A 21,773-nucleotide genomic window follows, 5' to 3' on the forward strand; every position below is an offset into this window, starting at 1 on the left:
TCATAAAGGAAGCAAATGTGGTGTCTGTGCGGCAGCTGCTGACAACCGCACATTTTTGCGAATGTACGAGAAGGAAATTCAAAAAAAGGGGTTGCAATCATGAAAAAGATCGTAGCAAGCGCGACGGCAACGCTTATGTTGTCTGCGGCCGTGTTATCCGGCTGCGGAAGCGGCGATGCGGGCGGCAAACCAAAAGAAGGGGCGGCTGACGGTGCGGCCAAACCGAAGGAAGTCACGCTGTCGTTTTTGTCCTGGTACAATGCGGACAGCATGAAAGATGTCATTGCGGCGTTTAACCAGAAATACCCGCACATCAAAATCGACCTGCAGTTCGCTCCGCCGGTCAAAGATTACAACGAAAAGCTGAAAGTGCTTACCGTAGCCGGAGAGACGCCGGATCTGTTCTACTTAAGCGCGGAAAACAAGTTTGACCTGATCAAAAACGGCTACGCCCTGGATATCTCCGATCAACCGGTGTTCAAAAACTTGAACAAAACGAATTTGGAAATGTACAAATACAACGATAAGTTGTATGGCTTCGCCCCTGACGCATGGGCCGGCGGTATCCTCTACAACAAAAAGATGTTCGAAAAAGCCGGCGTACAGCCGCCGAAAACATGGAGCGAGTTCGTTGACGTGATGAAAAAAATCAAGTCAGCCGGTATGACTCCGCTGATCGAACGCGGCACTTTCCTGTGGACACTCGCCAACGGCATTTTCTTAAACGACGTGATCAGCAAAAATCCGAGCTTCGACCAAGAGGTCATCGACGGTAAAAAGAAATATGAAGACGGCTGGACCATACCGTTCCAAATGTGGTACAACGACGTCGTGCAAGCGGGGCTCATCTCCAAGGATCTGTTGGGTGTAGGCTCCGAGCAGTTCATCAACGATTTCGCATCGGAAAAAGTGGCGATGCTGGTCGGCAACGCCGATCACCTCGGCAAAATCGTCAAAGCCAATCCGAACCTGCAGGTCGGCATTTTCCCGCTCGTCGGCACCGAGCCGGGCACGAAATATTTGTACGGCGCCGTTAACGTCGGCATTGCGGTCGGAGCAAAAACGAAACATAAAGAAGAAGCGCTGACATTCCTGAACTTTATCGGAACCCAAGACGGGATTACGCCTTACCAGAAAATGACCGGACAAATGGTCGGCATTCCCGGCGTGAAATACGAAGTGAATCCGGTGCTGGAGCAGTTCAACAAGATGTACTCGAACAACGAAATCGGACTGTATTTGCCGCAAAACTTTTTCGGCGAGCTGTCAGCCTCCGTCCTCGATGAGATGATCAAAGCGTCGCAGGACGTGCTGGCCGGCGGAGCGAAGCCGGAAGACGTTCCGAAGCGAATGGACAAGAAACGCAAGGATCTCTCGAACAAGTAACCGCCAAAGCGGCGCAATATTAACGTCCCGGGCGCATTGTCCGGGTACTGCATCACACAAGGGAGGGGCCCGTTTGATAAGGCAGAAACATTTCATCCTGCACTGCATCTTGTTTATTCTCCCTGCCTTGGGGGTATATACGCTCATCCGGATTGTCCCGCTCGCCATGAGCTTCGGCTATTCGTTTACGAATTGGGACGGTTACGCTCCCGATTTCGATTTTGTCGGATTGAAAAACTATTTCGCTATATTCCAGGACGATGCCATAGTGGGGGCGTTCCGCAACACGTTTGTGTTTGCCGTCGTCAATACGCTGCTTATTACGGGGCTGGCGATTCCGCTGGCGCTTGTGCTGAACAGCGCGCTGAAGTCGTCGCATCTGCTGCGGGCCGTGTTTTTTTTCCCGTCCGTGCCCAGCGTGCTTATCATCGGCTACATTTGGCTGTTTATTTTGGACCCGACCGCTAACGGTGTATTAAACAAACTTCTGCAAGGCGCCGGGCTGCCCAAGGTGAACTGGTTGTCCGATTACCAATTGGCGATGATATCGCTAATTCTCGTATCGGTTTGGCGGCTGACCGGCTGGCACAGCTGTATTTATATCGCTAATTTGCAGAGCATTCCAAAAGATTATTACGAGGCTGCCAGCATTGACGGAGCCAGCCGTTGGCAGCAATTCCGCCACATCACGTTCCCGCTGCTCGCGCCGGGCATGACAATCAGTGTCATGCTGACAACGATCGACAGCTTGAAGGTGTACGAACTACCGTTCGCTCTCACTCGCGGCGGTCCGGGTAACGCGACCACGCTGCTGACGCAAATCATTATGGAGCGGGGGATCAACGATAAATTGGTTGGCCGGTCGGCCGCGATGGCGGTGCTGTTTATTCTCATCATCTTTGTTATCGCGGCAGTGCAGCATACGCTGATGCGGCGCAGAGAGGAGCGGCTGGAATGAAGCGATTCTTAAACTCTCAAGCGGAACCGGGAACTAAGCGTGGCGCAAGCGGTCAAACGGCGAATGCGCAGCACAAGCAAAGCTCAAGAACATCAAAAGGCGGTGCTGCCTCGTTCACTGCAATGCTTCGCGGAACAGGCCGCTATGGCCCAGGGATGCTGCTGGTTGAGCTTGTGATGCTGGTTCTGGCCGCTGTGGCGATTGTTCCGTTTTATTTCGTGCTGCTGAATACGTTAAAAACGCGAACCGAGCTGACCGGCAGCCCGCTGACACTGCCCAAGCAGATCACGCTGGCCAATTACGCCGAAGCGTTCCGCAAGATGGACTTGTCCGTTTCTTTTACCAATTCATTATTGATCACGGTGGTCTCCGTCACGCTGATCGTTTTGTTCGGCGCGATGGCGGCATACCCTGTATCCCGCATCAAAAACGGCTGGACAAAAGGGCTTCTGTCTTATTTCCTGATCGGCTTTATGGTGCCGCTGCAGACAACGATGGTGCCGCTGTTCATCATCATTAAAAAGCTGGGCCTCGTCAATCAAATCGGCGGCTTGATGCTGATTTATTCGGCGCAATGCGTGTTTTCGTTTTTTATGTACCAAGGTTTTATGAAGACGGTACCGCGCGAGCTGGAGGAAGCGGCGACAATCGACGGCTGCTCGTTATGGCAGGGCTTCTGGAAAATCGTGTTTCCGCTGCTGAAGCCGGTCACAGTCACGGTAATTATCTTCGAATCGATGTGGATCTGGAATGACTTTATGTTTGCGTATTTATTTCTCCATTCCAAAAAATCGATGACGCTGGTCCTGGAAATATTTCAAGGCGTCGGTGAATTTACGAATGATTGGCCGACGATGCTGTCGACGATGGTCATTATATTGCTGCCGTCCGTCGTGTTTTATTTGTTCATGCAGCGGCATATCATTTCCGGTTTGACAAGCGGAGCGCTCAAAGGATAGCCGGGTAAAGGAGTTAATGTATATGATTCAGGCACAAAAAGTGATTATCGATACCGATCCGGGTGACGACATCGACGACCTGCTGGCGATCGCTTTTGCGCTGCTCCGTCCGGAGCTTGACGTCAAGGCGATCACGACGGTGACGACGTTCCCCGAGCGGCGGGAGAAGCTCGTCAGGGCCCTGCTGAACTCGCTTGGCAAGCCGCATATTCCGTCCGGGGCGGGAATGTCGCTGCCGATGCGCAGCTTTAGCGAAAGCGAGCTGTATCACATGACCGACAATGCCGGGTATGTGCTTAACCATGCGGCGGCGGCCGACGAATGGCTGGATGCGGCGGGAGGAACCTCCGCAGACGACGCCGTCCAACTGATCGTCCGCACGGTCGAGCGGTATCCCGGCGAGATCGGCCTTATTACGTTAGGCCCGCTGACCAATATAGCGTCGGCGCTGCGCCGCCAGCCGTCCATTGCGGGCAAACTGAAGTTTATCGCGATGATGGGCGGAGAAGTGAACGTTTTTCGACAGGAGCATAACATGACTTGGGACGACCGGGCGGCCGAAGTTGTGTTTCAATCCGGCGTGCCGTTGTTTGTGGGGACATGGGATATCACGAGGCGGGTCGTCATAACGGAAGACTTATGCCGGCGAATCCGCGACCAAGACAGCGACCACTGCCGCTTCCTGACCCGCTGCATCGAGCTGTGGCGGCCTTATAAAGCGAATAAGCCCGGCCCTGTCATGTTTGATATCGCTCCGGTGATATGGAGCTACAGGCGGGATTTATACGAGACGGAAGCGATGCATGTGCGTGTCGAGACGAAAGGGGAGTATACCCGCGGGGTGACGGTGCCGATCGCCGGCGCCGCCGCGAATGCCGAGGTGACCGTCGGAGTCAAGGAGCGGGAGGTGCTGGAGCTGCTGATGAGCACAATATGTTGAGGCATCCGGGATATCCGCCCGCACTTTTTGCTCTTAGTGAAAGTATCATGGATGAAACAAAGCAACTATGCGTAAAGGTGCGGTACGATGGCAAACATACAGGTGGTTTGGAGAGGTCCCGTCAAGCGGGCTTCGGGTCTTGGAATCGCCAGCAGAGAATACGTTTCCGCATTGCGGAGACAAGGTGTGGGCGTCAGGGTCGAAGTGGCCGGTACCGGGCATTGGCAGAAGGATGGATTAAAAAAAACGAAAGTGCTGATCTATCACCAATTGCCTGAAAGATGGGATATGAAGCGGGATCGTAAAAACTTCGGCCGGGTCATCTTAAATACGGTTTGGGAAACGACACGAATTCCGCGGACCTGGGTGCCGAAAATCAACAAGTTCGACGCTGTATGCGTACCGAGTTTGCATAATAAAACGGCGATGCGGCAAAGCGGCGTCAAGGTGCCTGTCCATATCGTCCCGCACGGGGTCCATACCGAAATATTCAAACCCGGAAATAAAAAATACAATCTTCCCGCCGCAAAAGGACGTTTTGTATTCGTCTCCGTATTTGGCTTTCAGCACCGGAAAAACCCGGAGACACTGTTGAGGGCGTATTGGGAGCAGTTTTCGGCCGCCGATAAAGTGCTGCTTGTCATTAAAACGAACGGATATGCACCCTACGAGACGGGACAATGGATCCGCAGCCGAATCGAAAGTTATAAGAAAAAACTTGGTATTCGCAAGAGCACAGCGCCGATTGCTGTGATCACGGGAAGTATGAGTGCCGGACAACTGAAAGGCATTTATACGCTGGGTAACGCATTTGTGCTCCCGACAAGAGGGGAAGGAGTGGGGCTGCCTTTCCTGGAGTCGTTATCCAGCGGGGTTCCCGTTATAGCTACAGGCTGGGGCGGACATACGGATTTTTTGAACGGCGGAAATTCATTTCTCATTAATTACAAGCTGCAAAGTCCCCTGACTAGCATGAACAGCAAACATGCGATCGCGCGACCCTTCCGTCATTTATTTTCCGGGGCGGGTCAACGGTGGGCGGAAGCGAACGTGTCCAGCTTAAAATCATTGATGAAATTTGCATACCTGCATCCTGAGCTCTGCAAAAAGAAAGGCATGAAGGGCCGGGCTGATATGAAAAGATGGTCGTGGAACCGGGCTGGAGCGGCATTTAGAAAGGTTTTGGAAATGAAAAAAGGCTGAAAAAGAACTGCCGAAACTCTTCGGCGGTTTTTTTGCTTTACCGGACTGACTTGCTTTTCCGGGAGAGAGGAACATAATACCTATAGAGGAAATTATGGCGATGGGATGTGACCGCATGGCAGAGGAGCAATATTCTTGGAAGAAAAACCTGTTTGTTCTTTGGACAGGTGTATTTTTTTGCAGCACCGCATTTTCGGTCGTTATTCCGTTTCTGCCGATCTTTCTGCATGATGAGCTGCATGTGGAAAACAATTTGGAAACATGGTCGGGAGTAAGTTTTGCGGTAACTTTTTTGGCAAGCGCGCTCATTGCGCCTTATTGGGGTTCGCTCGCCGATAAATACGGCCGCAGGCCGATGCTGTTGAGGTCCGGATTTTTTCTGGCCCTTTTGTATTTTGTTACCTATTTCGTGCAAAATCCGTACCAGCTGCTGGTGATCCGGCTATTCCAGGGCATGCTGGCCGGATACGTGCCCTCGGCGATTGCGCTTGTAGCGACCAACACGCCGGAAAAACACGTCGGTTATTCGCTGGGCGTCATGTCGACGGCGACAGCAACGGGAAGTATTATCGGGCCGTTGATCGGCGGGGTGGTCAGTCATTGGATCGGCAATCGGGAAGCGTTTTTATTCGCCGCCGGCCTTGTTTCATTTTCGTTTCTGATAGCGCTGTTATGGGCGAAAGAGACGAATTTTAACCGTTCGTCCAAACGTTCAAACGTGCTGGCCGATTTGAAGGATGCCGTATCCAACCGCAAGCTGATGGTGACGTTAGGCATGGTTACGGCGACATCGACATCGGTGATGCTGATTGAACCGCTGCTGACGATTTATGTCATTCAGCTTGGCGGCAGCAAAGGAACGGCATCGCTGAGCTCGGGCATCATTTTCTCGGCGGTAGGCATTGCTACGATTATTGCCGCTCCCCGCTGGGGCAAGGCAGGGACAAAATTGGGCTTCGGCAAGGTGCTCTGTATCGGTCTGTTAGGCGGAGCCATTGGCAACCTGCTGCAGTTGGCCATTCACCATCTGGTCGGTTTCGGCGTGCTGCGATTTTGCTACGGGTTGTTTTTTGCCGCCGTATTCCCGGCTCTTAACGCGCTGATCGTGCAGTCGACCGATCCGTCGTTTCGTGGGCGCGCCTTCAGTTTAAACCAATCCGCCATGCAGATGGGCAATATGCTTGGTCCGCTGCTGGGCGGATTTCTGGGCGGCGTGTTATCCATCCCGCTTGTATTCCTGCTTAATGGACTTGCCTTGCTGGGCATCGCCGCGACCGTCGGTCTGCGCAAAATAGGCTGGCCGCAGCGTCAGGAAACCGATCGTACCGTATCGATGTAATTTACGCTACAAAAAGGCCAGCCGAAAAAGGAGGCCACTGAAAAAGTAGCTTAAGTGAGCGAAATCATTCTGGAGAAGCGCCAGCGTTCGCTTTTGTCCCCGAATTTCACCTGCCAAAAGCAGGTACAATTCAAGAAATTCGGGGACAATTGGCGATCGTAAGAATGATTCGTTCATGCAGCGTTCACTTTTTTCAGCGGCCTCCCGAAAAAGGACTGGCCTTTTTTGCGTGCGGCAGCAACCTTTACAGTTTCTAGGCGTTTATATCCATATATGGAGCTAAGACCGTTGGCCCGGAATAGTCGAGGAGGAACGGAATATATGAATAGAGCGCACAAATGGAAAAAAGAGTTGAAGCGTGCGGCAGCCGTGTCGAGTCTTGTTTGGCTGGCGCTGGGAACGGCAGGTGTGTCGGCAAGCGGATTGCCTGAAGGCGCCGCCGCTGCAGCTTTGCAGCCGCCAAATGCGAATTGTGCGGCATTTTCGCTTGTGCCGGAAGCGGCTTACAACACAGAGACTGCAGCCGACCGGAGCGGTGACGAGGAGCTTGCCGCGCAGCCGGATGCGGAAGAAGCTTATATCGCGGAAGAGAAGGCAGTCGAGTTGTCCCGGATGTATGCGCATGTGCCGGACAGCTACCGGGTCACGGAAGCGAAGATCGATTATTTGCCGGCGTCGTATTACGTCAATTCGCGAAGACAAATCGATCCATACCATCGAGGTCCCGCACGGTGGTTCGTCTCCTTTGGTCAAGAAGGTGGAGGAACGCCTGTCTGGACTGTCAATTTGGATGCGGCGACAGGGCGTTTGCTAACCTTTTACCACATGGAACCCGACGGCGGGCAGCCGGATGCGATTTGGCCGAAGCTGACGTATAGCGAAGCGGAAAAACTTGCCGGTATTTTTATAGCCGGCGTCAGCGGCGATATTGTGTCCGAGCTGAAGGACGACAAGGGGCGGTTCAGCTATGAATGGATGATGACGACGGACCCGCAGGATGACGCCTTGTACGGATACCATTTTACGGCCAACCGGCTTGTTAACGGCATTCCGTTTCCGCAAAACAACGTGAATTTGCGGATCGATCCGGACGGAACGATAGTGGAATTCAATCGCAATTGGGATGCTCAATTCCATTTTCAAGATCCGCAGTGCGCCGTGCCGACGGAAGCAGCGTATAATGTTTTTCAAGATCAGATTCGGCTGACGTTCCAAATTCCGCTTATTGATGCGGACCGGACTCCGATGCTGATCTATGATCAGCGGCCCGATATATATTTGAACGCCGCAACGGCTGCAATTACGGACTCTTACGGGAGAACCGATCCGCAAGTAGCGGAGCTGCCGCTTTCGAACGAACCGCTTGCGGCGATTGAGGGGCCGGCAGGTGAAGTGACGCAAGAGAAAGCCGCAGCTTTTCTGCAAACGATGCTGCATATTCCCGATTCGGCCGAGATCAAAGTGAATGCTATAGAGATGGATGCGGGCAGCGCATGGACGATTGAATTTTCGCTTGGCACGGAAGGCAGCGCGCACGCCGTGGTCGATAAGCAAAGCGGCAGGCCGACATATTTTCAGATCTACAAGATGATCAAGGACGGTACGCCTGTTATTGCCAGAGCGCAGGCACAGGCCGCCGCCGAACAATTCCTGCGGACATTTGCCGGAGCTGCCGTGCATGAGCTTTATCCGGAGAAGAAAGATCCGACCGTTTGGCCGAACGAAGACGAGAACAATATCGATTACGGCTTCAGCTACAGGCGGATTGCGGGTCCGGAGCGCATTGACTTGGGTGAAGTGACGGTGCGCGTAAACAAATTCACCGGCGAAATCAATGCCCTGACCGGTGGCGACACGTTGTGGATGTCGGCGGATATTCCGCACGTACTGGGCTTAAAGCAGGCTCAGGCGCTGTATATGGCGCACAACAAACCGGAGCTGATCTACTTTGCGCCTTATACGATGCGCTGTGACAGCAGCAACTATGAGAAATCGAAAGCATGCGCCCAAAATACGGATCCGGAAATCCAGAACGTATCGCTTTATTATCGCTGGAAATGGGATAAAGACAGCAGATTTGCGGCGCTTGACGCGGTGACCGGGGAATGGATCCGGCGCGGGACGCGAAATGTTTTGAACATTCCGCAGCAGGAAAAGACGGGAAATGCGCCCGCTTCACAGAACGAACCGGAATCCGTTCAAGTGCAAGGCGGCCGGGCGAAGGTACTGATGCAGCGCCCTGAAACGCCTGAAATCCCGCAAGCGATACGGATTACAAAGGAACTTCCTTTTTACAGTTCGCCCGACGAAACGCAAAAGCCCGATGGCACCATTAGTGCGCAGCAGGTGCAGGTGATCCGGGCGGATACGAAATGGTACAATGAAGGGAAACATTGGTATCAGGTCAGCACGTGGCTTGGCGACAAATGGATCCATGCGGAAACGGGCAAAACGGCCGTCCCCCGCTTGCCGGTTTATTTGACGCTGCATACGAATACACCGATATACGCAGCGCCGGACTCGTCTTTGCAGCCGTCGGCTGAACTGACGCCGCAAGACGTGATTGTGGCTGATGCCGGGGCCGACTGGTATAAAATATTAGCCGATCCGGGTGAAAAACGTTGGGTCCAAATAAGAACGTTTTGGCTCGGCGACCAATGGATCCAATACGGGAAGTGACCGGTTGGCGCGGCCGGCGCGGACCTTATATAAATTGTTCATACCAAATGGAAGGGAACGAAGTCTGATGCATCTGCCCGCAACATTCAGGCAAAATATAGTCGGCGTACACCGGCAAAAAGGCGAAAATTGGCTAAGCGGACTTGAAGAACTGATTGCTTATTGCGAGCGCAGGTGGTCCTGCGTCGTTCAGCGCGATCACGATTACCCGCTCTCCTATAACTTTGTTGCTCCGGTTCGTTTTCAGGACGGCCGTCCGGCGGTGATCAAGCTGGGGGTTCCGTCCGGCGAAATCCATTTGGAAGTGACAGCACTCCGCCATTATAACGGCAATGGCGCAGTCCGGCTGCTCGAAGCAGATGAGGAACGGGGCATCCTGATCCTGGAGAAGCTGTCGCCGGGCGCGACGCTGAAATCGGTTAAAGACGATGAAGAAGCGACACTTATCGCTGCCGATGTGATGAAGAAGATGAGACGGCCTGCTCCAGACAATGGCAGCTTGCCGTCGGTGGGGAGGTGGGCGGAGGGATTAAGCCGGTTTCGCGCCGATTTTGGCGGAGGCACCGGACCTTTGCCGGAACAGATGGTGGCAAAAGCGGAGAAACTGTACGCCGAGCTGTTATCATCCGCCAGCAGATTACAGCTACTGCATGGGGACCTTCACCACGACAACATCTTATCGTCGGAACGGGGGCCGTGGCTTGCCATCGATCCGAAAGGTTTGATCGGCGAACCCGAATACGAAGTGATCTCGTTTTTGATGAACCATCTGCCGGAGCAAGGCGTGCCGGAAGCGATCCGCCGCAGAGTGGATATATTCGCGAAGCGGCTTGATTTGAATACCGAAAGAATTTATGGCTGGGCGTATTGCCATGCGGTGTTATCCGCATCATGGCATGTTGAAGACAGGACCGGCGGCGAAAAAGGAGCGATTGAGCTTGCGAAGGTATTTGAGCGCTCTTTAACCGGCTGACATGCTGATAAACCAAGGAAGCGTGGCAAAGCTGATTAATGTCGTAATCGCTACGGTTAACGTCACAACTTCTTTATCGCCGCCATATTTTTCCACGAGCACGGCTGTATTAATGGCCGCGGGCATGCTGGAATGCACAAACAAGACGGAAGCGAGCAGGCCGTGAATGCCCAGCAGCATCAGGCATAATTTGGACAGAATCGGCACGATAAGCAGCCGCAGCGATACGGCGATCCATACTTCCTTGCGCCGAACCTTACTCCAGTCGACCTTATACAGCTGTACGCCCAAAATCATCACAACGACAGCCGCGTAGGCATTGCCTACCAGATGCAAGGAATTCGCTATGCCTTTTGGCAGCACGATGCCAAGCGAGAAAATGACGATTCCCACGGCAACCGCATAAAGCAGCGGCGTGCGCGAAATTTGAATCAGCGCCTGCTTCACGTTGACATTGGAGCGGGAAGCGATGTACAACCCCAGCGTGTTGACAAGCACGATTTGCATCACGACATAATTGACACCCAGCGAAAAACCCTCCGCGCCATAAGCGAGCAGCAGTACGGGAAGACCGTAGTTAACGGCATTGCCAAACATCGTCGTCAGCGTCATTGACGTCATGGCTCCGGCATCCATCCGGAAAAGCCGGCCGGTCAGCCGGGCCGCCAGCCAGCACAAAGTCGTATGGGTTGCGATAAAAGAGGCGACCTGCCAGATGTTGACCGCGTCATGGGAAGATTCGGCGAGCGAGATGATAACCATGCACGGCGCAAGCACAAACAAGCTGAGATCGGTGATGGTGCGCAAGTCGATATTTCTGTATTTTTGCAGCAGCACACCGCAGATGCAGGTGAACAGGATGGGGGTAATGACGTTAAACATCACTTGCCAGTATTGATCCATTGGTTTGTGTCCCTTCCGGTTTATGGTAACGTTACAGCCTATTGTGCAGGACAAACCCGGATTGTTCAATATAAAATATTTGATAGCGCTTATAAAAAGCTTGATTCAAGAGGTAATCGACTCCGCCTCCAGCGATCATCTATAGTAACCCGACAGGGCATTTCGATGTTCTCCGACAAAATGGATGCGATGCCGGTGACCGGCAGGGTGGTCGGTTCCCAAAAGTCCCGCTCAGGCATGCGTCCGACGATAAAATGGAACCGCTTCCAAACCCAGCTGTAGAAGCGGGGAAGGAAGCGGTTTAGTGTATTTCGTATTCATGACACACGAGACTGTTCTGTCAGAGAATGCACATGCTCGCTAGATTCGTTGTATTACAAGGAGGTGGTTTTTTTCTGGGAGGCCGCAGCACTTTGATTTTTCGAATCTCCGACATTCAAAAAGACGTTTACGGCAAAACAGATGACGGCAATTACGACGAGAACGCCGCCGACGGCAATCACCGGCTCGATGCTGGGGACGCCGTTTACAAGGATAATAAGACCGATCATCATGATCGGCAGGCCGATGTTATGCAGCCAAAAATGAATTTTGGCCAGTTTCGATTCAGCCGCCTTCGGGAATGTGTGGTACACGAATCCGGCGAGCGCCAGCGACACCCATCCCAATAAATTGATGTGGGCGTGCGTTGAGGCAAACTGGAACATTTGCGTAATCGACATAAACATCCCGAACAATACACCGATCACAAAATAGACAACCGCGATCTTGATTAAGCTTGCTCCCACTTGTTCATTACCTCCTCCAAATTTTGGTTTGATGATGTACAGGAAGATTTTATCATATATAACAATTAAATGGTGAGGGTTTCTGTAAAAATTTTAACAAAAAAAGAGACGATGTCCGCTAAGAACATCATCTCTTTTGGACTCATGCCCATCCCGGTTCGGGGAGCGCGAGATCGGCCTCCAGTTTTTGCTCGGGCGAAGTGAGCTGGATCGAAACCATCGCCTCATGATCAGGCAAGCTCAAAAGCGCCTGAAGTGCAAGCGGGTCCTTCAGTCCGGGCTGGAGCCACTGATCCGTCCGTTCTTGATCCATAATGGCGGGCATGCGGTGGTGATAAGGGGAAACGACCCTATTTGCTTCGGTTGTCAGCATCGTGCAGGTGCGCAGTTCGTCTCCGGATGCGGAGCGCCACACGTCGTACAGACCGGCGATGCCAAAGCTGCCGCTTTTTGGCGTGAATTTAATCCAAACTTTGCGCTTGCCCTCCATTTGGCTTACAAAGTAACCGCTGCAGGGAATGATGCACCGCTGTTTCTGCAAAATGCGGCGGAACGCTCTTTTGTCGAGCAAGGAACCACTGTCCGCCCAGATGGAATCTTTGGCCCAGAAGGGCATCAGCCCCCAGCGGAATTCATCCAGCACCCGTTCGTCTTTCCGGGTAATAATCGCCGAAACCGATTGAGTCGGATTGATTTCGTAACGGTTTGACGTATAAAACAGCACATGATCCAGTTTAAACTGTTGAATAAGCTCGGAAGCTTCGGCAACGACAGAAATAGAATTGCACATGTTAATCTTGCACCACCTGTTGTTTTTGGTTAGTATCTTCCTTCATAACCAAAAAAATGCAGATCGTGCAAATTAATTTATGGCCGGATTGACGGTGCAGGTTCGGACAGGGCGCGGCAATGCACCGGGTGGTCACACCTCGCACGCTGTCCGTGCCTGAATATCGTCCGTTTGATTATGCTGCTTTCTTTAAGCCTGCCGTGAATTTGCATAAAGCGGGTTTGTTTGTACATGTACTGCGTAATTCGCTTGGGGAAGGGACGCAGGCGAAGCAGTTGAAACACCCGCGACAAATCCGACCGTTTCGTCTTCGGCAATCACCGTGTTTCTGACGATCGCCTGGTGAAGGGCAGCCCGTTCTCCGACGATACTGCAATCGATCAGGCAGCCGGGCCCGATGAAACAGTTTTTGCCAATCGTAGTGGCGCCCGAAACGGTTACCCCGGGTCCGATGACCGTGTCTTTTCCGATGGATACTGCAGCATCGATGTAGGTCGTATCGGGATCGATCAAAGTAACGCCGTTTTTCATGTGTGTTTCGTTGATCGTATTTCGTAGCTTTTTCTCCAGCTGGGCAAGCTGAATCCGATCGTTGATTCCCGATATTTCGTACGGGTCGGCAACGGATACGGTATGGACGGGCAGCCCCATAGCTTTGGCAATATGTATGCAATCGGTCAAATAGTATTCGCCTTGCGCGTTGTCGTTGCGCACTTGCTCCAATAGGCTGAACAATACCGAGTTTGCGAAACAGTAAAGACCCGAATTGATTTCATGGATCATTTTTTCGGCGGCGGTCGCATCTTTTTCTTCAACGACGCGGATAACCTCGCCCATATCATTGCGAACGACACGCCCCAATCCGGAGGGATTATCGACAGTAGCGGTCACCATGGTGATTGCCGCGCCGGATTGTTGATGCGCAGACAACAGCGACTTGTACGTATCGCTTGTGACCAGAGGCGTATCGCCGTTGCACACGAGCGTACAGCCCGTCAGCCCAATCGACTGCCGGGCTTGCATGACGGCATGGCCTGTGCCGAGCTGCCGTTCCTGCAAGACATATTCGGTCTCCAGCCCCAGCTCCTCTTTGATCTGCTCGGCATGGGCGCCGATGACGACAAGCAAACGGTCGATTTCGGCGGTTTTAAGAGAATCGATGACGTAGCGCATCATCGGTTTGCCGCATAGCGGATGCAGCACTTTGTGCGTGTCGGAATTCATGCGGGTCCCGCGTCCGGCTGCAAGTACGATAGCAAATGTATGGTTCATCGTTATCACTCCTTTTTTTTTACAGGGGGTACCTTGCTGATGTCCAAGGCTAATCCCCGGCGCCGAAAGTCCGCATAGTAAATTAGAACCCAGAGCCGGAGACGAGGGGATCGTCCCCGTATGGGGCATGAGCGTCAAGCGAAAAATGCCGGTACCTGCAGGTTATTCGGCCAAGCGGCTCCAGCCGTCATAATCGTGCACGGCGTATCCGGCGAACGCGGCGCGGGAGCCAAAGGTTTCGCATACGATGCCGAGATCGCGCAGCATTTGTACGCTGCCCTTGGTGTAGAACGTGATGTCCCGCTCGGCGTTTGGCAGCGTTTCTACGGCGACGATAACCGGTTTGCCATCTGTTTCGGCTTCATTTAACTTGGATGTGACGCTGGCGATAATGTCGGATGCGTTGTCCCGATAAGCCATTAACACAGTCAGATCCAGCTTGCGGATCATCCAAGCGGATAATGTCGACCGTCCGCCTTGCCCGTCCGGAACTTGAAATTTATCCAGCCATACCGGCAGATCGGCGCCGGCAACCAGGCCGGGGGTCTCAGTTCGCATTTCTTCCACAAACCCGCTTACCGTGTCCCGCCACAACCCCAGCATGGCATCCGTGTCGGCGTACCATTCCCGCAGCACAAACGGCTCGACATCAAGGTGAATGCCTTTGAACCGCTGTTCAGCCCTGACGCTGCCATTGTACGTTTTCACCCAGTCGATCAGCTTGTACATCTTAACCTGATGGTCCTCCAGCACCCAGTCGGGAGCGCCGCCCAATGCGTGAACTTCGATGCCGCTAGCCGAAGCGCGGCCGATAAAGCTGCCGTAATCCGCTGCGGGCACATCCGCATCAACCTGCAAAAAAACGAGATTGACCCCGTTTTGCTCGAGAAACCGGAACGTGGAATCGATATTTTTCAACTGCAATCCTGTATTCCATATCCAGGTCGCTTTGTACAACGGACGGCCGGCGGCCGCGGTATCGATCTGACTGGAGGTGCCTGCAACTGCAGGCAACGAAACAATGGCTTGGGTAATAGCCAAACACAGAAACAACACTTTCTCGACAAGACGGGTTCCGAGCAGCTTCCTCTGAATATTCACTTGTTAACTCCTTCAATAACATATTGCTTGTAACGAACAGTCATAAAATCATGCGACTTTAGGCGCAGGGGCATCGTAGCTGCCTTGGACAATAAAGCAATCAGCAAAGTACAAGCATGATTATATCATATTTGTTCGTTTTAAAGAACAAAGAGAGTGCAGGTTATTCATAAAAGATTTTTATGAGGCTGGCGAAATGAATTAATAATATTGAATATATCGACGATTTTTGGTTGTTTTTCACTTTGGTTGGCGTATTTTACTTATATGCAATATCGTGCGTTATAACGTATTTGGAGTGGTGTACCCGCTCAAAAATAGGCATAGAAACGAATCATATGATGCGCGCCAACTAACCAGAAATCTGGAGGGATCGGGCTATGTCCGTAAAACAAACGCTTGTACCCAACAAGAACCTGGACGAGAACTGGGTTTACCTGATGATCGTAGCACGCGATTCGGGACTTTCGAAGGAAGAAATCAGGCAATTTTTCCTCGAATGCAAACAAGAAAACGAAGATAAGCCAAAACATTAGAAGAGAGAGAATAGCACCCAAGAAATTAATTTTTTTTGTGAAGATCTGAAAACGGTTACATTTATTGGATTTAAAATAATTGTCCACATTGCGAACATTTTTTGTTAAAATATACTTATATTCAGTTGGGATAAGGGGTCGCTACGATGATTGGCAGGAAAGTCAAGAAGCTGCGCTTGGAGCAGGGATTTACCCTCACCGAGCTGGCGGAGAAAGCCGGGGTAGCCAAATCTTATCTGAGCTCGATCGAACGTGAAGTTCAATCCAATCCTTCGATCCATTTTCTTGAGAAAATCAGCGCGGTTCTGGGCATTCCGCTGGAAACGTTTATCCATAACGATGGACCCCGGGAGCAGTTGGACGAGGAGTGGCTCACACTGGTAAGAGAAGCGATGGATTCCGGCATCAGCAAGGAGCAGTTTGCGGAGTTTTTGGAGTACAACAAGTGGCGCATCAAGCAAAAGCGCTCCGAGTAAAGATGAACATAAAAGCAGCCCCTGCGGCGGATGAGCATTTGGCTCTACGCCGGCAGGGGCTGTTTTGTGCTTCCGGCATGATCATGGAGTAAACTGGAACCATGACATGCTTGAAAACAGCAAATGACGCGATTTCGATTTAATGTGATTAAAGTTGATCGTTGGCTAACTGTCTGTAATGGACATCCTCGCCGCTAGGGTTTCCCTGCGACTAGAATGATATCTGCGAACGTCATGCTCCAACGCTGACGGACATGGGCGCCTTTATTTGGCAAAAAAATCGAGGTTATCATTTTTAACGGACCGGAGCGTCTTTATTTGCCCAAAAAAGTCGGGGAAACCGAGATGGCAGACCGAATAAGATCGATGGTGTCCGTTACGTTTAGCAAACCTTAGATTTGGTTTACATAGCTGCGCTGATGTCCGTTAGGGCGGGGAGGCTCCAACGTTGGGGGCTGCTGTCTTCCAGAGCGCGAAACAGTGAGCGAAGGGGGTTGCTGACAAGCAACTCCCAGGCTCTCGGGCCTGAAAGCTCTGTGCGCGAAACAGTGAGCGAAGGGGGTTGCTGACAAGCAACTCCCAGGCTCTCGGGTCTGAAAGCTCTGTGCGCGAAACAGTGAGCGAAGAGGGGTTGCTGACAAGCAACTCCCAGGCTCTCGGGCCTGAAAGCTCTGTGCGCGAAACAGTAAGCGAAGAGGGGTTGCTGACAAGCAACCCCCAGGCTCGCGGGTCTGAAGTTCTGCGCGCGAAACAGTGAGCGAAAGGGGGTTGCTGACAAGCAACCCCCAAGCTCTCGGGCCTGAAAGCGCCTGCGCTGACGTCTCGCGGCCACCCCCTCCCGCCTACCGAGTGGATACGTCCAGCTTGTGGAACGCATCCTTCATCAAATCGTAGCTTTTCTTATGGCGCTCGACATACTGAACATTGTCCCATGCCGGCCATGTGTACATCGGCAGCTTGGAGACAGGGTAGCTTCCGCTGCCGGGTTCGAGGCCCAGAACGGTTCCGTTCGAGCGGTTTACGATCCAGGGCAGCAAACGGATGCCGGCGGTTGTCGTGGCGATCATTTTTCCTTCTTTTTCGCCGTAACTCATCACTTGCAGCGAGCTGGGGTCGGTGAAACCAAGCAGCATCCACGGGATGCGCATTTCCACGATGCCGCCTTGGGCCTGCCACATGGCCAGCGAGTCGAAGTCTGACGCCTCCGGGTCGGTCGAGCCTCGCTTCAGCATTCCAGCCGGCACGTCCTCGAACGGGCTGTAGCGGGTGGAATCCGGAGGCATCTGCTCGAGGTCCACGGCCAGCTTCCATGGGTTAAACAATCCGGAATCGTCTTTCATGGCGTCCGAACTCACCTTCAGCATGCCGTATTGATTGCCGTAAAGCCGGGTGTGAAAGTCGTAATTCGAGGCGATTTTCACTTGGCTGTCACCGTCTTTGCAAAGCTCAATAAGTGCCTCCAGTCCTTCGTCGAGTTTCACTCCTCCCAGTTCCTGCGCATGCCGGTTGCCGCCGGGCGTCGTATCCACACCGAAATAAAGCGTTTCTTGCTGCGGGTCAAAAGACTGTTCCAACTCGCCCATAATATACACATAAGCTTCGTCATGGGTCATCCAGATCGATTTCCAACCCGGATAAGTGCCCGGGAGTTTCATTTTGTCGTCTTCCTTCAAAGCCTGCCAATCGCTTGCATCCCCGTCGATTTTGAGCGGCCCGTCTTTGCCGGACAACTCGGCGACAATTCCGAAATGCTGCTCGTTGGTCAGGACGTTGGTCCACATTTTGCGGCGGGTTTGCGGAATTTCGAAATGCATCGTGTTCCATGTGCGCTTAAACCATTCGTCTTGCCACGAAAAAACGATGCCTCCCGCCATGCCGGCGCCAGCGATATCCTGCAGCAGCGAGGCGTTGATCTGACCCTGCTCGGTTTCGTTGTGGCCTCCTTGATTTCGGTCTTTGTTCGCCAAATGACCGATGCCAAGCGATGAAGGGACGCCAAACTCGGTTATCATAACCGGCATGTCCTGATGATAATTTTTCAGCTTGGTCAAATAGCTGAGGTATGTGTTCGCCGTGCCGTCGCTATCCTTTATATCCGTCAGCGTTTCATCCAGGCGGAAAAAGTCAGGGTAATAAGGGTAGGCGTGAAACGATGCGAAATAGCCGGCCGTCCAATCGTGAGCATCCAGATGGGTGGCGTCAACGCTGGACATATCCTCCTGTACGAGCACTTCGCCGGGATGCTTCAGCGGGTCCGTCGTCACCCAATTGGTGAAGGTGAGCGGATGTTTCCAGCCCGTCTGCGATTCCAGCACCGCTAAATGGTCGAGCATTTCGGCAAGCCAATTTTCAAAAGGCGTGGCGTTTGGTTTGGCGGATATGTGCGTGCCTTGGAAGCCGGTTTTGTCGCGGTGCGAATCGTCGGTATTTTGCACCATCTTGGGGTCCCATTCGGTTCCGATGTGCCATGCGAGCAAATAAGGCCCGGCGTTGTAGCGGTACGTTCCGCTGGCTTTGCCAAACTTCTCGGGAATGTCGGCCGTTCCGTACACCGCGCCTACGGCGTCGGCGATTTCGCTTTGGAATTCCTTGTAGATGGTATCCAGATAGGCGTCTTTGCTGTCGATCAGCTCATCTTCCGGCGTCCATACGCCTTGGATGAAATAAAGCGGCTGGTCCGCATGACGCTGGTTAAATTCCACAAGCGCTTCATAAAAAGACGGCGACAATATCGTATATACCCGAATCGTGTTGGCGCCGAGCTCCTGGATTTGTCCGAACCAGTCGAGATACTTCTCTTTGCCGATCGGCAGCTCTCCCGGATCGTGTCCGGGAAGCGCCGCTCCTACATTGACTCCTTTGACAAAAAACGAAGTCCATTGCCCCTTGTCGTAAATCTCGATGCGATCGCCCTGCGTGCGGAATTTGATTTGCGATCCGTCCGCGCTTTGGACACTTTCCACTTTTTTGGCCGGCCAATAATGCCAAACCAATAAGCAGGCGGCGGCCAGCACGGCAAAACGCAGCAGCCAGGCGATGGGTGAATGTTTCCCCTTCATGGCTACGAACTCCTTTGGTTCTCAAGGCGTTTATGCAAGCAGCCGCTTAAGGCGCGCTTCCAGCTCCACCGGAGAGAACGGCTTTTTAATTACATCGGCAGCGCCGAGTTCAAAACATTTGCAGATGTCCTGCTCAACCGCAAGATCGGTCAGCACAACGACTTGGCATGCCTGGTTTTGGGTTTGACGGATGCGGCGAATCACTTGGTGTCCGTCAAGCGCCGGCAGCGCCAGCTCGGTGATGACCAGGTCGGGCTGAACCGATTCGACCAGCCGCAGTCCTTCCATACCGTCCTGTGCCGGACGGACATCATAACCTTGCAGGCCAAGCCGAACATTCAGAAAATCGAGCAAATCGGTATTCGGATCGATCATAACGACAGTTGGCGTGTCCGAAGGCAGGGACTGTCCGGAATAAACGGCGATCTCGCTTGGCTCGTCCCTCTGTAACATCGCAGCGAAATCGGACAACGTCGCCTCCGATGCGGGGGCACTTTCGGAGAAGCTGGTTACCGCCATGCCGCCGGTCAGCAAACCGGCTTGTTCCAGCTGGGCTTTGGCCGATAACGCCGTAAAATGTGCGGCTTGCAGCGACTGCCCGGGCAGCACAATCGTCAACACGCCATCATTGGCTTCGTAAACGGGAAATACGGGTTGCTCCTCGTTATCCGTGCCGAGATGTTTTTTTAAATGCTGAAGCCGGGCGGGGCTGATGCTGCGCGTAGCCGCCGCAATGATGCCGCAATCTGTCCAAGGAACGGAACTCATCTTCAGCTGGCTTAGCTTTGCTTGCAAACGTTGCGGCCAATCGGATTTTGCCAGTACGGATACGGAATTCATAGGTAACTCACTCCATTTCAGATTTAATGTATTTAGTTCGATTCCATTGTCAAAATAAGACAGCGGATCAGCATGCGACCTCACAAAGCGTGCGCTTTGGCCGCCTTTTTCTGCGAGCCGGAGGTTTCGGCCGCATGTGCCGCTTCATCCTGCCAGCTGCGGCGTACCATATTGCCCCAGGCGTTGTTGCGGCGGAGGTAGTCCCACAGTCCGGCAAGCTTCCAATATGCGTTGATTTGATCGTAACCTGCGGCCATAACGACCGATAACCCGATGATACGCACAAGGTCGGACGTCCGAATCGGGCGGCGGAAGGCAAATTGCTCGATCAGCAGCGCGCCGCAAGTAAACAATAAGCCGATGAGCAGATTGACCAGCAGGAAGATAAGCAGGATCGGCAGCTGCGTCATATCAAGCAAGACGTATCCTACCAAAGCCGCAAGGCCGGACAAGCGGACAAACGGGTTTAAAATTTCGCACAATATGGTGTAAGGCAAGGAAAGCCAGCCAATCACCTTGTATTTCGGAATAAACAGCATGGCGCGGAACCGGCTGACATTCCACAAGCTGCCGCGAATCCAGCGGCGGCGTTGGGCGCCAAGCACACGTAACGTGTCGGGCGCCTGCGTCCAGCAGACGGCGTCCGGACAAAACACAATCCGGTAAGGCAGTTTGCGGTCCAGCATATATTTGTGAAGTTTGATCACGATGTTCATATCCTCACCCGGACAATCCTGCTCATAACCTCCCACTTCGACCAAATAATCTTTACGGAACAGGCCGAAGGCCCCGGACACGATCAAAAGTCCGTTCATGGCGCTCCAGCCGATACGTCCGCCGAGGAATGCCCTCATGTATTCGATATATTGAATGGCGGGAAGCCATTTGTGCGACAGGCGGACAGACCGCACGCGCCCGTCTTCGATGGAGCTGCCGTTAGCGATGCGAACGTTGCCCCCGACAGCGATATGCTGCTCGGGGTTTTCCATATACACTTTGACCAAACGGATCAAAGCGTCTTTTTCCAGCAAGCTGTCGGCGTCGATCGTGGCGACAAGCGGGTACTTGGACGCATTGATGCCTGCGTTCAAAGCGTCAGCTTTACCGCCGTTTTCTTTGTCGATGACGACAAGTCGCGGATATTGAGGGTTCCGGTACGCTTTGTTGACTGTTTTGGACTTCACCAATGCCCGAAATCCGCTCAGCCGGCTTGGCTTCAGGTCGAATGTATCGAGCAGCACCTGAAGTGTGCCATCGGTCGAGCCGTCATTGATGACAATAACCTCATACACCGGAAATTCCAATGTCATCAAGGAACGCACGCTTTCGATAATCGTCAGTTCCTCGTTATAGGAAGGAACAAGGATCGATACGGGCGGCACATTCTCCGAGCCTGCGAGCTCCCGGAACCGAGAATGTACGGCGCTTTTAATAATCGACACTATTTTCTGGTGGGACACAGCCAAAATGAATAAATACAAAAAACACGATCCGATAATCAAATAGGTAGCGATAATTCCATAGTTGAGCAAAAAAGATCTCATCCGATTCCCCTTTCTACGAGCCGGTCC

The 21,773-nt window shown here is 52.7% G+C and carries 18 protein-coding genes; 10 read left to right on the forward strand and 8 right to left on the reverse strand.

What is annotated here, in order from left to right:
• Positions 1–99 precede the first annotated feature (99 nt).
• The 8 genes from EYB31_RS29085 to EYB31_RS29120 all read left to right on the forward strand — a co-directional run bounded on the left by EYB31_RS29085 (position 100) and on the right by EYB31_RS29120 (position 10,437).
• Complete coding sequence (locus tag EYB31_RS29085; RefSeq protein ID WP_131016996.1) at positions 100–1,386, forward strand: ABC transporter substrate-binding protein; 1,287 nt, start codon at positions 100–102, stop codon at positions 1,384–1,386.
• Between the two features lie 73 nt (positions 1,387–1,459).
• Positions 1,460–2,344 carry a carbohydrate ABC transporter permease gene (locus tag EYB31_RS29090; RefSeq protein WP_276322102.1) on the forward strand — a complete coding sequence of 295 codons (885 nt, stop codon included), beginning with the start codon at positions 1,460–1,462 and terminating at the stop codon, positions 2,342–2,344.
• Entirely contained in the window at positions 2,341–3,303 is a 963-nt protein-coding gene (locus EYB31_RS29095; RefSeq protein WP_131016997.1) for a carbohydrate ABC transporter permease, read from the forward strand. The genes EYB31_RS29090 and EYB31_RS29095 overlap by 4 nt, the downstream gene beginning before the upstream one ends.
• Before the next feature lie 22 nt (positions 3,304–3,325).
• Positions 3,326–4,243, forward strand: coding sequence for a nucleoside hydrolase (locus tag EYB31_RS29100; protein WP_165452679.1), 918 nt, complete (start codon positions 3,326–3,328; stop codon positions 4,241–4,243).
• An 87-nt stretch (positions 4,244–4,330) separates the two neighbouring features.
• The gene (locus EYB31_RS29105; protein WP_131016999.1) at positions 4,331–5,446 is read left to right on the forward strand and encodes a glycosyltransferase family 4 protein; all 1,116 of its coding nucleotides are present in this window, start codon (positions 4,331–4,333) and stop codon (positions 5,444–5,446) included.
• Positions 5,447–5,561: 115 nt separating this feature from the next.
• Positions 5,562–6,785: an MFS transporter gene (locus tag EYB31_RS29110; RefSeq protein ID WP_131017000.1), complete on the forward strand. Its 1,224-nt coding sequence runs from the start codon at positions 5,562–5,564 to the stop codon at positions 6,783–6,785.
• A 321-nt stretch (positions 6,786–7,106) separates the two neighbouring features.
• Positions 7,107–9,464, forward strand: a complete 2,358-nt coding sequence (locus EYB31_RS29115; protein WP_131017001.1) for a YcdB/YcdC domain-containing protein — start codon at positions 7,107–7,109, stop codon at positions 9,462–9,464.
• A 67-nt stretch (positions 9,465–9,531) separates the two neighbouring features.
• Positions 9,532–10,437, forward strand: a complete 906-nt coding sequence (locus tag EYB31_RS29120) for an aminoglycoside phosphotransferase family protein (protein WP_240762981.1) — start codon at positions 9,532–9,534, stop codon at positions 10,435–10,437.
• Here the strand turns inward: EYB31_RS29120 and EYB31_RS29125 are convergent.
• From EYB31_RS29125 to EYB31_RS29145, 5 genes are all read right to left on the reverse strand, one after another.
• Positions 10,426–11,340: an AEC family transporter gene (locus EYB31_RS29125; protein ID WP_131017002.1), complete on the reverse strand. Its 915-nt coding sequence runs from the start codon at positions 11,338–11,340 to the stop codon at positions 10,426–10,428. The genes EYB31_RS29120 and EYB31_RS29125 overlap by 12 nt on opposite strands.
• A gap of 374 nt (positions 11,341–11,714) precedes the next feature.
• Positions 11,715–12,128, reverse strand: coding sequence for a cytochrome-c oxidase (locus tag EYB31_RS29130; RefSeq protein ID WP_131017003.1), 414 nt, complete (start codon positions 12,126–12,128; stop codon positions 11,715–11,717).
• A 142-nt stretch (positions 12,129–12,270) separates the two neighbouring features.
• Positions 12,271–12,918: an SOS response-associated peptidase gene (locus EYB31_RS29135; RefSeq protein ID WP_131017004.1), complete on the reverse strand. Its 648-nt coding sequence runs from the start codon at positions 12,916–12,918 to the stop codon at positions 12,271–12,273.
• Positions 12,919–13,107: 189 nt separating this feature from the next.
• Complete coding sequence (locus tag EYB31_RS29140; protein ID WP_165452680.1) at positions 13,108–14,190, reverse strand: bifunctional UDP-N-acetylglucosamine diphosphorylase/glucosamine-1-phosphate N-acetyltransferase GlmU; 1,083 nt, start codon at positions 14,188–14,190, stop codon at positions 13,108–13,110.
• A 162-nt stretch (positions 14,191–14,352) separates the two neighbouring features.
• Positions 14,353–15,291 carry a hypothetical protein gene (locus EYB31_RS29145; RefSeq protein WP_131017006.1) on the reverse strand — a complete coding sequence of 313 codons (939 nt, stop codon included), beginning with the start codon at positions 15,289–15,291 and terminating at the stop codon, positions 14,353–14,355.
• A 380-nt stretch (positions 15,292–15,671) separates the two neighbouring features.
• Between EYB31_RS29145 and EYB31_RS29150 the strand changes: the two genes are divergently transcribed.
• Together EYB31_RS29150 and EYB31_RS29155 are read left to right on the forward strand one after the other, a co-directional pair.
• The gene (locus EYB31_RS29150; RefSeq protein WP_131017007.1) at positions 15,672–15,827 is read left to right on the forward strand and encodes an anti-repressor SinI family protein; all 156 of its coding nucleotides are present in this window, start codon (positions 15,672–15,674) and stop codon (positions 15,825–15,827) included.
• 146 nt (positions 15,828–15,973) lie between these two features.
• The gene (locus EYB31_RS29155) at positions 15,974–16,303 is read left to right on the forward strand and encodes a helix-turn-helix domain-containing protein (RefSeq protein ID WP_131017008.1); all 330 of its coding nucleotides are present in this window, start codon (positions 15,974–15,976) and stop codon (positions 16,301–16,303) included.
• Between the two features lie 842 nt (positions 16,304–17,145).
• Here the strand turns inward: EYB31_RS29155 and EYB31_RS29160 are convergent.
• The 3 genes from EYB31_RS29160 to EYB31_RS29170 all read right to left on the reverse strand — a co-directional run bounded on the left by EYB31_RS29160 (position 17,146) and on the right by EYB31_RS29170 (position 21,746).
• Positions 17,146–19,362, reverse strand: coding sequence for a hypothetical protein (locus tag EYB31_RS29160; RefSeq protein ID WP_240762983.1), 2,217 nt, complete (start codon positions 19,360–19,362; stop codon positions 17,146–17,148).
• A 30-nt stretch (positions 19,363–19,392) separates the two neighbouring features.
• Positions 19,393–20,202, reverse strand: a complete 810-nt coding sequence (locus tag EYB31_RS29165) for a response regulator transcription factor (RefSeq protein WP_131017009.1) — start codon at positions 20,200–20,202, stop codon at positions 19,393–19,395.
• A gap of 80 nt (positions 20,203–20,282) precedes the next feature.
• Positions 20,283–21,746 (reverse strand): glycosyltransferase family 2 protein, encoded by a 1,464-nt coding sequence (locus EYB31_RS29170; RefSeq protein ID WP_131017010.1) that lies wholly within the window; start codon positions 21,744–21,746, stop codon positions 20,283–20,285.
• Positions 21,747–21,773 lie beyond the last annotated feature (27 nt).

Source organism: Paenibacillus thalictri, assembly GCF_004307995.1.
Taxonomy (GTDB): domain Bacteria; phylum Bacillota; class Bacilli; order Paenibacillales; family NBRC-103111; genus Paenibacillus_AF; species Paenibacillus_AF thalictri.